We start from the raw sequence: 12,632 nt of genomic DNA, 5'->3' as shown, positions 1-12,632 counted from the left end.
CCCTGTCGGGCTGCGGCGGCGGCGCGCAGCCCGACGCCGGCGGGCCGGTGACATTGCGCTTCACCTGGTGGGGCTCGGACGTCAGGCACAAGATGACCCAGAAGCTGATCGACGCGTACGAGGCCAAGCACCCAACGTCAAGATCGAAGGCGAATACGGGGACTGGTCCGGCTACTGGGACAAGCTCGCCACCCAGGTGGCCTCGCAGAAGGCCCCGGACATCATCCAGATGGACCTGCAGTACCTCGGTGAATACTCCAAGCGCGGCGCCCTCCTGGACCTGAAGGATGTGGACCTGTCCAAGTTCGACAAAGCGCGGCCGACGCAGGCAAAAACGCCGGACGGGCAGTTCGCTGTCACTGCGGGATGAACGCCCTGGTGGTGCTGACGAACCCATCGCTGGTGTCCCCAGCGGCGTCACCCTGCCGGACGATACGTCCTGGACCTGGAAGGACTACGAGAAGACAGCCGCAGACATCACGGCCAAGGGAAAGCCCGGCACATACGGCTCCGGACCGGTGACCGGTGACGCATCCTTCAACCTCTGGCTGCGCCAGCAGGCAAATCGCTGTTCAGCTCGGACGGCAAGCTCGGATTCGATGAAGCCGACGCCAAGGGTTTCTTCGAGTTCCAGGGCGAGCTCCGGGACGCAAAGTCCGTCCCGCTGGCGTCAGTCCTCACCGAGGAGGCAAGCGCTCCGCTGGACCAGACAGGCATGGCCACCAACAGGTTTGCCCTCGGCTGGATGTGGTCCAACCAGCTGGGCGCCTGACCAAGGCCTCCGGACAGCCGCTGGAAATCAAGCGGCCGCCGAGCACCGACGGCAACGCCAAGTCCGCCAGCAGTACTACAAGGCATCCCAGTTCTGGTCCGCCAGCTCGCGCACCAAGCACCCCCAAGGAAGCCCAGGAGTTCATCGACTTCCTCGCCAACAGCGTCGAAGCCGGAGAGATCGCGCTGGCGGACCGAGGCATCCCCGGCAATTCTGAGGTCCGGGCCGCCATCACGCCCAAGCTCAGCGCCGTGGATGCGGCAACCGCTTCCTTCATTGACGACATTGCGGACGAAGTGGGCGACTCCCCGGCGTGCCCCCGGCCGGTTCAAGCCCGGCCGGCGAGATCATCACCCGGTTCTCGAGCGACGTGCACTTCGGCCGGATCAGCCCGGAGGAAGCTGCGAAGAAGGTGATCGAGGAGCTCAAGAGCGGGCTGAGCTAGTCCTGGCCTAAAACGACTGACCTATGGCTGCGGCCGGAGGCGTCATTCCGGCCGAAAGTGCCAGGTCCCCGGGTGGATCCGGAACGTGACGGCCTCGGCCGTCGCGACGACGGCGACACCCGGCGTCGGGCCCTTCACCGTGTAGCGGCCCGCCGGCAGCACCACTTCCGCACGGACACCAGCGGGGACCGTGCAGCCGAGTTCCATCCCCGCGGCGCCGCGGTGCCAGTCAGCCGAAACCACCCCGCGCTGAAGCGGGACGCTTCCACGGGCATGGTCGAGCCGGCAGCCGGCGGCCCGATGGACACTTCCGCGCCGCCGGCGGTAACCCGGATGCCGAGCAGGTGTCCGAGGATTTCCCGGACCACCGAAGTGGACCACGCGTGCGACTGGCTGTAGTCGGTGCCCTCATCCAGCTCCAGGCTTCCCAGGTGAAGCTCGCCCCGCGTTCCAGCAGGCGCGCCCAGCCGGTTGCCGGGGTTGGTGAGCAGGTCCAGCACCTCGTCCACCAGCCCGGCAGCGAGCAGGGCCCGCACCAGGCGGTGCACCGTCATGGGGCCCTGGCGCATCCCCATCGCTGCCAGCCGGCGGCCGTCCGCGGGCACGAATTGAGCCGGCGTGATCCCAGTGACAGCGGAAACGAGCCCGCATGCTGGGAAGCGTGGCCGCTGGGGAACCGTCGGCGTGCAGGCCATCGACCATCACGCCGTCCACGCGCAGCCGGGCGTTGATCGCGCGGACAGTCCGGCGGCCCCGGCGGCGGTATTCCTCGGCCGGTCCGGACTTGCCGCTCAGTTTGCAGAGCCGGGAGACCGCGTCCAGGACCGAGACGGCCTGGGCGTTGACAGTGGTTTTTGCCGCGCAGTCCATGTCGTAGCCGAACCGCCCCGGTGCCGGCCAGTCCACGATCCCGTGGAGGTAAGGGCCGGAGCCGCCGCCGAGGCGGGTGACGAGTCCCGCCGTCGGGCCCTCCGCCGGGATGTGCCGGAGCACGTAGCCCGCCGTGGCGCAGAGGGCCGGCAGCAGTTCCTCCACCAGCGCGGTGTCGCCGCTGTTCCGGTGGTAGTCCTCCACCCATTCCGGCATCATCAGGGAGAAATCGGGGATGTCGCGCTTGCCGTCCCCGTTGGGGTAGACCGCGTTGTAGCGGCCGTGGTCGTCGCCCTCTGCCCAGTACCTGGTGGCCGACGACGCAAACTCCCGCAAGGCCTGCGCCGTGAGGTTCCGTTCGCCGAACAGTGCCATGGTGGCGTACGAGATATTGACGGCGTCGCCCAGGAACTGGCCCTTTTCGCGGGTGGGGGTGTCCACGAACTGCTCCTGCACGCCGTACAGGGCGGAGTCCCGCAGCAGCCCGAACACGGCGTCAAGCACCGGATCGGAGCTGCTGAAGGAGCCTTCCTGCCCATGGCCTTCCTGCTCATGCCCGGAATGTACGACGACGCCGCCCACCGCGGCGATTTCGCCCGCCGGAACGCCGGGCACTTCGAGGTACCGGAACCCCAGGTGGACGGCCGCCTGGTAACGCTGCGGGCCGGCGGCCTGTGTATAGGGGAAGGGCATGTCCGTGTTCTGGCTGGCTGACTTGCCGCGGTCAACCCGGCCGTCCGGCCCGAGGCTGTAGCCGGCCCGGATCATCACGGTGCGGCCGGCCTCCCCGTCGGCGAAGTCCACCACCGGCCGGGCGGGCAGCACCCGTCCGAAGTCGGCCACCACTGTGCCGTCCCGAGCGGTCAGCAGCCGTTCCGCAGCGACCGGTGTCCTGGCCAGGAAGGTCCGGCGGGGGAGTACTGCAGGGAAGTCCGCGATCGGGTGCCTGCCGAGCGACGTCGCCTGCTCCCATATGGCTGTTTCCGCGGCACCCGGAGCCCCGGGGGCTGTGGCGTCCTGGTGTTCCACCGGATCGCCTTCGTCGTTGCGGTAGCCGGACTGCCGGTAGGGGCCCTCTGCCACCTGCCAGTCGGAACCCGATCCGAAGACTTCCCGGCGGCCGTCGTCGTAGTCGACGTGGAGCTGGGCCAACAGCCCGGGAACTCCCGCTGCCCGGCCCTGGCCCGGTCCGTACCAGTGGACCAGGGCGGAGAGAGTCACGTGCCTGTGGTTGGACTGAAGCAGCGAAGTGACGTCGGCGGCGTCGTAATATCCCTCGCCGGGATAACCGAAGGAGGACGTCTCCAGGCAGGCCCCGCCGTCAAGACTGAATACGGCGTGGTGGCTCGCGGCGGCGAAGAGCCTGGCGCGCACCACCTTGCCGGAAAGCTCAACGTCAGTGCGCGCCAGCGTCCACTCGTCAGGCTGGCGGTGGGCAGTTGTGCGGTCCCAGTCATCCAGGGACGCATGGGCCCGGTCCGTTCCGGCGTCGAACCGGTGGTCAAGGAGCCGATGTCTAACGGGCGCCTTGCCGTCCTGGCCATCTGTGCCGTCCGGGCGGACGTGCTGATCCGCGGGATGGGCCTTCGTGACCCGGAGCGAGGCGTACTCCGCCTGGCTGCGCGGCCCCTGATGGAGGGCGAGCATTCCGCGGAATCCGGCTGGGGCGGGCTCGGCCACGGTGAAGAGCTCCACGCCGTCGAGGGAGACCGTTATGGACTCTCCGTCGTCCGTGACCCTGAGATCCTGCCAGGTGCCGGGGACCGGGTCCTTGCCGGGAAGCCGTTCCTGGTTTGGGCGGGTATGACGCTCCGGCTGGGCGCTGGCGAGGATCTCCGTAGGCGGCACCGCGGCGGCCGGAATCTCCCACCCGGCAGCGCGCCGCAGAACCGCATTGCCGACGGTGTCCAGTTCCAGCAGCAGGCCGGTACCGGCGCCCGTGGAGCGCAGGAGCATGCCGGCCCAGCCCATCGCCGGCCGGAGGCGCGCCTCCACGGTGAAGTGCCGGACGGGTGGGCACGGGAGAGGCAGGAACGGTGAGCCCGCAACGCGCAATGCACCGTCAAGAACTTCCAGCGGGGCTCGGCCGCCGGGTCTGCGGCGGATCCACTCGGCGTCCCAGGCCGGCGCGTCCAGGCCGGTGCTGAATCCCCGCTCTGCCGACCACGGCCCGGGCTGGCCCGCGGTGTCGTGGACCCGGACAGACCAGCGATAGTCGGTGTCCGGCGCGAGGTCCGGGCCACCGGAGGCCACGAAGTGCTGGCCCCCGGAGGGCACAACGCCCGAATCCCAAAGCAGCGTGCCGGCCGCGTCGCTGAGCCGCAGTTCGTACGCGCCCTGGTAGCTGGCCGAGGGATCGCTTCCCCCGCCCACCAGTTGCCAGCCGAAGTGCGGGCGCCGTGATGCCGTGAGGCAGGATTCCAGCCCGTCGGTGAGGAGCGCTGCCGCGGAAAGCGGGCCGGTCACCGTTCTGCAGCCAATGCCGCAGCTTCAGCCGGAGTCAGTCTGCCGTCCGAGATCCATACCGAGAAGGCGCGTGCCACAGCTTCCCCTGCGGCAAGGTTCACAGGCCTGTCCCAGGCCAGCGCTGGGCCCACTCCGGGGTAGCCGGACTGCCGGACGAACCAGGGATCCGGTGCCTCGGCGGGAGCCGCGAACACCAAGCTTGCGGGGCCCTCGGGGAAGTCCGCCGTCCACGCAAGCCAAGGCGATACGGAGCCATGGACTTCGGCTTCACCCTGCCTCTCGGCCGTGAACACATCGGCTCCCGCGCACGCCGGAAGCCGCCAGAAGAATCCACCGTAGCCGCTTCCGGCGGCCCCGTTGGAGCCGGGACCGCCAAGCGAGGCGTCGACGACGGCGGTCAGTTCAGTGGTCAGGTCCAGCCGCCAGGTGCGGGCGTCCACCCACGTGGACCGGGTGTTGCGGCGCTCGCGGAGGAGTTCGCTGCCATCCGGTGCCTGCCAGCGGAGTTCCTGGTGGAGGGAGTCACTGTCCGGTGCCCCGGGCTCCGAGGCTGCGGAGAGCTGCACGATCCGGCCGTGGTCCGGCCGCTCTTCGTAGCGGCCGGCGGCGCGGGTGTAGGTCTTGCCGCCCCAGAAATTGGTGCCGTTCACGTCCTGCAGGGCAATGCCCACGCCGAGGTGCCAGGGGTGGTCCGCCGGCAGGTGGTCCGTGACGGTGACGCCGCCGAGCGTGCGCACCGGATGCAGGTAGGGCCGCGGCGAGAGCCTTGCCGCGATGGCGGCTCCGTCCTGCAAGGTAGCCACCGTGGTGGCGCCGCTTGGCGCACCGGCCACCGGGCCGCCGTCGTGCTGGCCGCCGTCGCTGCGTTCGCCAGCGTGCTGGCCAGCATCCCGGACAGTGAGCCGCGGCTTCCGGGCAGCGTCGGCCGCAGGCCGTGCCCAGGGCAGGCCAAGCTCGCTGAACGTGGCGTGCGCCGCCGTCGAGCGTTCCAGTGCATCTTCGATGCCGGTGATCACGGCGTGGGCGGAATCTCCTTCGCCTTCCCAATCGAGGTACTGCGCGGGGATCAGTGCCGGAGCCTCGGCGGTGCGGATGGCTTCCAGCACGCGCATGAACGCGCCGCTGTCTGCGAGCGGGCTGATGAGGGGTGCAGCCTGGGGCTGCGTGTCAGGCGAGTGGCGCCGGCGGAGGTGTTCCAGCAGGTTCTCGGTGAGGTCGTCCCGGCCGAAGACCTGGCTGCGCTCGCCGTCGGCAGTCCTGACGCTGAGGCGGTCTTCGGTGTAGTGGAACACTACGGTGCCTTCGCTGCCCTGAAGGGTGATGTACGGTTCCACGGATTCGGTGGCGCACAGCGTGAGGGCGCATGTGACGGGCAGACCGGATGCGGTGCGGACGCGGATCACGGAGGTGTCGTCCGATTCGATGTCGTTGGCGCGGTAGAGGTCCGTTTCCACCGAGGCGAGATCGTCCAGGGTCCGGGCGCCGGCGATCCTCAGGGCCGTGGCGATGGCGTGCGCCAGCGGATTCGTGGCCACACCGTCCACGACGTCGACTCCGTCCAGGCTGCGCTTGCCCGCCCAGCGTGAACGTTTGAAGTACGCCCGGTCCCGCACCCAGCGCCCGGTGGCGGAGATCCCCAGGAGCGTGCCGATTTCGCCCGCCGCGAGCAGATCCTCAATCGCCTGCAGCGCGTGGGAGCCGAGGCTCTGGAAGCCGATCTGGACGCTGCGTCCGGCTTCGGCGGCGGCGTCCTGCAGCCGGTTGAAGTCGGCCAGCGAAGCGACCGGTGGCTTTTCCAGGTAGAGGTCGGCGTGGGGGAGGGCAGCCAGCGCCAGCGGTGCGTGCGTCTGGATGGGCGTGGCTACGATCACGAGGTCGAGTGCCGGGGTTGCCGCCAGGAGGTCGTCGAGGTTGCCGAACACCGCGGTGTCGGAGGGGAGGTCGCCCGGGGCCGGGGGATTCGGGTCCGCCACCGCCACCAGGCTGACGGCGCAGCCGGCCTGCAGCCGTTCGAGGTTGCGGAGGTGGTGCGTGCCGAAGCCATGGACCCCAACAAGTGCCACCCTGGCCGGTGAAGTTATGGGGAGTTTGCGTTCTTCCGGGACGGGCTCGGACAGGGTGCCCATGGCTCTCCTCTTCTGTCCCCGGGACGGGGTGCTTGACGTCGGTGTCTGTTGCCGGAAATCGCCGGGCCCATGAGCCCAAACAGGGCCCTGGACCTCTGCCATCAGCGTAGGCCGGGGTGTCTCGGTTATTACCCATGGTAAGCGCTTTCCAAGCTGCTGTCGCCAACAGTCTAACCCGGCCACGCGGATTGTGTAACGATTCAAATTACGCCTTGACCGCCGAGTCAAAAGCGTCTAGATTTTCGAGAAACCGCTTACTTAGGTGACGTGGACCACTGCGGCCCCCGTTTCTGCAACGATGGAGAGATCGGAGGCCAAGCGTGCCGGCAGGAAGTTTTAGCGCAAAAGCATATTCATTCTTCGACACCCTGCTGTGGATTGCGTGCCTGAATCTGCTCTGGATCGTTTTCACCCTTGCGGGCCTGGGAGTGTTTGGCGTCGGCCCCGCGACTGCGGCCGCGCAGATCCTGGTGCGCCGCAGGGTCCGGGGTGAGGCTGCCCCGCTGATCCGCTTTTTTGTCAGGGAATACGGCCGCAACTTTGCCCGCGGCAATGGCCTGGCGCTCCCCGTGATGCTGGCCGGCGCAGCCCTCGCCCTGAACTGGAACTACTTCGCCAGGTCCGGTGACCTCCTCCCGCAGCTGATGGCCGCCGGAGTGTTCGTCGCTGCGATCTTCCTGGCGGCTGTGGCCTGCCATCTTTTCCCCATGTTTGCCCGCTATGAGCTGCCGCTTGCGCAGTATCTCCTGATGTCCTCCCGGTTTGCCCTCCGGCACCTCGCCGGCACCGCGATCCTGCTGTTCGTGACCGCGGCCGCCCTGTTCGCCAGCCAGGCGCTGCCGGGGCTGATTCCTTTCTTCAGCGTCGGTGCATGGCTGTATGTGACCGGCTGGCTGTGCGACCGTTTCTTCACGGCCAACGACGAGTCCCTGGCCGGGGCATTCGAGGCCTCAGCCGGCGACGCCGCTGTCCAGGGGCGGCGCGCCAGCGCGTCCGGCGACGCCGCTGTCCGTCCCCACCGCACCGCCGCGACGGTTGGAGCCCCGCTTGCCTGAGCTATTAGACGGACGCCTCCTCTACGGCGCCGCCGTGTACCCGGAGGTCGTCGACGCGGAGACTTTCGCCGCCGACGCCGCGCACATGCGCCACCTCGGCATGAATACGGCGCGCATCGGCGAGTTCATGTGGGCTGCGCTGGAACCGGACCGCGACGACGTCCGCCTGGACGTGCTGCACCGCGCCCTCCAGGTCCTCGACGCCAATGGCCTGGCCGCAATCCTCTGCACTCCCACCGTCACGCCGCCGGTCTGGCTGACGCACGGCCATCCCGAGCGGCTCCACCACAACGCCGACGGGACTCCGCTGGGCCACGGTTCCCGGCAGCACGTCTGCACCAACAGCCCCGTCTTTCGCGAGCGGGCCGCGCTGGTCACGGAGGCGCTGGCTGCCGCCGTCGGAAATGACTCCCGGGTGGTCGCCTGGCAACTGGACAACGAATTCAAGTCCCACGTCGGCGGCTGCCACTGTGCGGGGTGCGCGGAACTCTGGGCCGAATGGCTGGAAAAGCGCTATCTGGAGGTCGCCATCCTCAACGAGAGCTGGCTTTCCGCGATCTGGAGTGAAACGTATCAAAATTTCGTCCAGGTGCCGATGCCTGGCCCCACACCGTTCCTGCACAACACCTCACTAGTCAATGAATTCCGGTTGTTCAGCCAGGCCTCCATCAACGGCTTTGCCCGGGAGCAGGCGGCCATCATCCGCGCCCACAGCAGCATCCCGGTCACGCACAACAGCGGCTTCGGCTTCGACCTGGACAATCCGGCGCTCTACTCGGACCTTGATTTCTCCAGCTTCGACACCTACCCCGCGGCAGACAACTACTCCGCGTTCCTGATGAACCTGGACTATTTCCCGCGACTCGGCAAAGCGCGGCGAACCGTCCTGATGGAAACCAGCCCCAGTCACGGCGGAACCGTCCGGCAATATGGGCGCCCGCATCCGCACGGCTTTGTGGAGGCCGAGGCCTTCGCCAATTTCGCCTCGGGTTCGGCAGGCTTCCTGTTCTGGCTGTTCCGCCAGCACCGCGGCGGCAGCGAGCAGCCCCACGGCTCTGTGGTCAGCAGCTGGGGCCAGCCCACTATTGGCTACCCAAGTGCCGCCGCAATCGGGGAGCTGCTGCCGCGGATCCGCCCGCTGCTGGAGCACAGCCGGCCCGTTCAGCCGGCCGTCGCACTCCACTATTCGGACCACGCCAAGGGCTTCCTGGCCACGGAATCCGGCGAAGGCACGGACTACCGCAGCCTGGTGTCCGCGTTCCACGCCGGCCTAGTGCGGGCGGGAACCAGCCGCGCGCTGCTGCCGGTTGAGGGGGCGCTGGCCGGATTCCGCGTGCTGTTCACTCCGTTCGTCCGTCACCTCCCGGACGACCACCGTGCACGCATCCTTGATTGGGTGCACGACGGTGGCACCTGGGTGTGCGGGCCCCTCACCGGAGACCGCACCGAGGACCACACCTGGCACGGGGAATCGGCACTCGACGGACTCGAGGATGCCGCCGGCGTCGAGTCCGTGTTCCAGTTCCCGGCCACCGGCTCCGGTTCGTGTGGCACCATCCTGGGGCACGACGTCGGACTCACCCGGATGAGCACGTTCTTCCGCGTGAACGCGGACAGCGCAGCGGTCACCGGAGCCCAGGTGCTGGGCGCCGTGACGGCCGGGCCGGCCGAAGGTCTCGCTTTCGCTACCGAACGGCGGATCGGTGCCGGCCGGATGATCCTGCTCGGTTCGTTCCCCGTCTCGCTCGACGCCGGGCACTCGGGTCACGAGGGGGACACCGGTCGTGCGGGTGGGCATGACGACGGCGCCGCCCTCGCAGCCATGGTCGAGTACGCCTGCGCGGGGACGCTGCCGGCCGTCCGGACGGCCGGCGACGGCGTGGTTGCGCTGGCGGGACGGGCGGCTGCAGCACTGGCTGGTCAACATGGGCAGCGGAACGGCCGGTTTCCGGCTGGCCCGGCCGGCACGCACTCTGCTGGCCAGGGACGACGACGGACTCAACGGTTCACCCGCGGACATTGTTGGCGCCGGCGGCACCCCTGGTCAGCGTGCCACAGCTCAGCGTGCCACAGGTCAGCGTGCCACAGCTCAGGGCGCCGTCGGCCAGGCCGCGGCAGGTCAGGAAGCTCCGGGCCACGACGCAGGCCCGGACGCCGGCCGATCCCGGGCCTCCCATCACCCGCGGCCGCGCTCCCGGACCGGTGTCACCCTGCCCGCCGGCACCCACACCCTCGCCCGGTACAGCTACCTGGTTCTGGAAGAAATGACAAAGGAGACCTCCCGATGAAATGGCTTGAACAGGCACCCCGCGTGGACACCGCGCTGAGCTTCGGCCGGCCGTGGCCGCAGGGCGAGCTGGCAGCCGGTGACGTCGGCCGGATGGTCCTTGGTGACGCGGACACCCTGCACGAAGCGCGCCCCCTGGCCTTCTGGCCGGACGGCAGCATCAAATGGACAGCACATGCCGCCGTCGTGGCTGAAGGGCAGGACGCCGAAGGGCTCGAGCCACGCCTCGCCCCCCGGAAGCCGGCCCCCCGGCAGCCGGAGGCCGACATTCCGGCCACGGAGCTGCTCGCCCGCCCGGCCCCCACGGCATCCGGGTGGACACCGGAGTGTTCACCGCAACCATCGCCAACTCGGGGAGCAGGCTCACCGGGCCGCTGCTTGGCCCGGACGGCCGCGAACTCGCCCGTGGCCTGCGCCTGGTGGTGGGCGCGCCGGACGCGCAGGTGGCCGTCACTTCCGCGGAAGTGGAGACGCCCGGGGCCGTGCGCACCGTGGTGAAGGTCCAGGGCACCGTCGTTTCCCGGGAAACGGAGCTGCTGCGGTTTATTGTCCGGCTCACGTTCTTCGCGGGCCGCCCCACCCTGGACATCACTCAGACCATCCTGTTCCAGGATGCCGCCCAGGACCGCGTCATCAAGGGTCTCGGCCTGCAACTGGACCGCGTGCTCCAGGGCGACCTGCTGAACCGCCGCGTCAGCATCGCCGGAGATACCGCCGTCTACACCGAGCCGGTGCAGTCCCTCTATACGCGGCCGTTCAGCGCCGACAATCCGGACTACGCGCGCCAGCTGGCCGGCCTGCCGGTGGCGGAAACGCCGGGCACGGAAGCGCTGTTCGCCGTCGGCCGGCAGAACGCCGTCTGGGCGGACTTCCGCGTCACGCAGGAGTCGGAGGACTACTTCCGCCTGGAGAAGCAGACCAGTGCACGGCTGCTTCCCGTCCGGATGGGCAAAGGCCACCGTGCGCAGGGGCTGCTGTATGCGGGGGAGCCCGACGGCGGCGTGGCCGTCACCCTGCGCGGCTTCTGGCAGAAATACCCGGCGGCACTGGAAGTCGGCGGCATGGATGGGGACACCGCCACGTTCACGGCCTGGTCCTGGGCCGAATCCGTGGAACCCATGGACCTGCGCCACTACTCCGACGACTGCTACGTCCCCAGTGCCTACGAAGGCTTCGACGAGATGCGTTCCACCCCGAGGGCGTAGCGAACACGTCGCACGTGAGCTTCGAGCTGCTGGCTGCCAGCCCCACGGACGAGTGGCTCTGGGACCTTGCCCGCGAACGCCAAAATCCCGCCCAGGCCGTCTGCGCGCCGGACCTTTACTATTCCTCCCGCGCCGCAGGAACCACTTGGGGATTGCCGGAGGGCGGGACCGGTTCAACCGGGTCTGCTGCAGCGTCCGACGGCGGGTCGGCCGCCGCTTTGGAGCGGCGGCTCGACGGGCTGCTGGAGTTCTATACGGCAGAAGTGGAACAGCGCGGCTGGTACGGCTACTGGAACTTCGGCGACTTCATGCACAGCTACGACCAGTACCGGCACCAGTGGCGCTACGACCTTGGCGGCTTCGCCTGGGCAAACAACGAGCTTGCCCCCAACATGTGGCTCTGGCAGTATTTCCTGCGCACCGGCGATGCCCGCGCCTACCGGCTGGCGGAAGCCATGACTTGGCACAGCGCCGAAGTGGACCGGCACCACTTCGGCGAGTATTCGCAGCTCGGTTCGCGGCACAACGTGGTGCACTGGGGCTGCGGCTGCAAGGAAGTCCGGATCAGCATGGCCGGGCTGCACCGCTACTACTACTTCCTCACCGGCGACGAACGGATCGGCGAGCTGCTCTCCGAGGTCCGGGACGCAGAGCAAGCCCTGGACCGGCTCGACCCCATGCGTGAGTTCTACGACCGGACGCCGGAACGGACCCACATCAGGATCGGCCCCGACTGGTCCGCGCTGGTCTCGAACTGGTTCAGCGAATGGGAACGCACGGGCGACTCCAGCTGGCGGGACCGCATCACCAAGGGCATCGGCCAGCTTGAGGCCATGCCCCACGGGCTGCTCTCCGGCCCCACCCTGGAGTTCAACGCCGCCGCCCTGGACCTGCACCACATGTTCACCGGAACAGCCGGCGGCTTCCACATGATCATCGCCTTCGGCGCCCCGCAGGTCTGGATGGAGGTGGCCGAGGCCCTGGACCTTGAGGGCTTCCGCCGGATGATCGCCGACTTCGGCCGCTTCTACGCACTTCCGGAGGCCGAAAAGCAACGGCTCACCGGCGGGACGCTCGACGACGGCCACTTCAGCTGGCCTTCGATGGCCAGCGGCATGATGGCCTACGGTGCCTGGTACTACCGGGACGAAGGGCTCGCCGCGAAGGTCTGGGAGATCCTCCTGGCTGACGCCGAGGACGGACTGGATGTCCCGTTTGCCGAGTCCCTCAAGCAGGCGCACACCTGGCAGCCGGTGCGGGAGTTCCCCCGCCTGTCCACCAACTGGGCCTCCCAATGGAGCCTTAACGTGATGCTGTGCCTGGAACTGATCGGGCCGCCAGGAGCACCCCGGTGGGCTGGCCGCCGTTCGGAACTCAGCGAACTTCCCCGCTAGCCACCGCACTAG

The 12,632-nt window shown here is 68.8% G+C and carries 8 protein-coding genes and 1 pseudogene; 6 read left to right on the top strand and 3 right to left on the bottom strand.

The genetic code is table 11. From position 1 onward, the window contains the following. Positions 1-67: 67 nt before the first annotated feature. Both FCN77_RS27130 and FCN77_RS27425 read left to right on the top strand, forming a co-directional pair. Positions 68-370, top strand: coding sequence for an extracellular solute-binding protein (locus tag FCN77_RS27130; RefSeq protein ID WP_254678674.1), 303 nt, complete (start codon positions 68-70; stop codon positions 368-370). 715 nt (positions 371-1,085) lie between these two features. Then, positions 1,086-1,217 carry a hypothetical protein gene (locus tag FCN77_RS27425; RefSeq protein WP_302646208.1) on the top strand — a complete coding sequence of 44 codons (132 nt, stop codon included), beginning with the start codon at positions 1,086-1,088 and terminating at the stop codon, positions 1,215-1,217. Positions 1,218-1,259: 42 nt separating this feature from the next. On the opposite strand, the gene FCN77_RS27125 is transcribed toward FCN77_RS27425, so the two are convergent. Genes FCN77_RS27125 through FCN77_RS21035 form a run of 3 tightly spaced genes read right to left on the bottom strand, consistent with a single transcriptional unit; the run spans position 1,260 to position 6,679 of the window. Continuing rightward, the gene (locus FCN77_RS27125; RefSeq protein WP_254678673.1) at positions 1,260-1,598 is read right to left on the bottom strand and encodes an alpha-L-rhamnosidase C-terminal domain-containing protein; all 339 of its coding nucleotides are present in this window, start codon (positions 1,596-1,598) and stop codon (positions 1,260-1,262) included. Positions 1,599-1,625: 27 nt separating this feature from the next. Next, positions 1,626-4,553: a family 78 glycoside hydrolase catalytic domain gene (locus FCN77_RS21040; protein ID WP_254678672.1), complete on the bottom strand. Its 2,928-nt coding sequence runs from the start codon at positions 4,551-4,553 to the stop codon at positions 1,626-1,628. Then, positions 4,550-6,679, bottom strand: a complete 2,130-nt coding sequence (locus FCN77_RS21035; protein WP_137323830.1) for a DUF6807 family protein — start codon at positions 6,677-6,679, stop codon at positions 4,550-4,552. Before FCN77_RS21035 ends, FCN77_RS21040 begins: the two co-directional genes overlap by 4 nt. A 320-nt stretch (positions 6,680-6,999) precedes the next feature. On the opposite strand from FCN77_RS21035, the gene FCN77_RS21030 reads away from it, so the two are divergent. From FCN77_RS21030 to FCN77_RS21020, 4 genes and pseudogenes are all read left to right on the top strand, one after another. Beyond that, complete coding sequence (locus tag FCN77_RS21030; protein WP_254678671.1) at positions 7,000-7,734, top strand: YesL family protein; 735 nt, start codon at positions 7,000-7,002, stop codon at positions 7,732-7,734. Positions 7,735-7,819: 85 nt separating this feature from the next. Continuing rightward, positions 7,820-10,162: pseudogene (locus FCN77_RS21025) on the top strand (beta-galactosidase); the annotation flags it as partial. A 185-nt stretch (positions 10,163-10,347) separates the two neighbouring features. Further along, positions 10,348-11,226: a hypothetical protein gene (locus tag FCN77_RS27120; RefSeq protein WP_254678670.1), complete on the top strand. Its 879-nt coding sequence runs from the start codon at positions 10,348-10,350 to the stop codon at positions 11,224-11,226. 14 nt (positions 11,227-11,240) lie between these two features. Further along, positions 11,241-12,620 (top strand): hypothetical protein, encoded by a 1,380-nt coding sequence (locus tag FCN77_RS21020; protein ID WP_137323828.1) that lies wholly within the window; start codon positions 11,241-11,243, stop codon positions 12,618-12,620. Positions 12,621-12,632 lie beyond the last annotated feature (12 nt).

The organism is Arthrobacter sp. 24S4-2, assembly GCF_005280255.1.
Classification (GTDB): Bacteria; Actinomycetota; Actinomycetes; order Actinomycetales; family Micrococcaceae; genus Arthrobacter.
Note: the sequence above shows the minus strand (reverse complement) of the source record. Positions and strands in the feature narration are given on the sequence as shown.

Coding starts and splice junctions, on each gene's coding strand:
- FCN77_RS21035 (WP_137323830.1), bottom strand. CDS start 6,679: ATGGGCACCCTGTCCGAGCCCGTCCCGGAAGAACGCAAACTCCCCATA.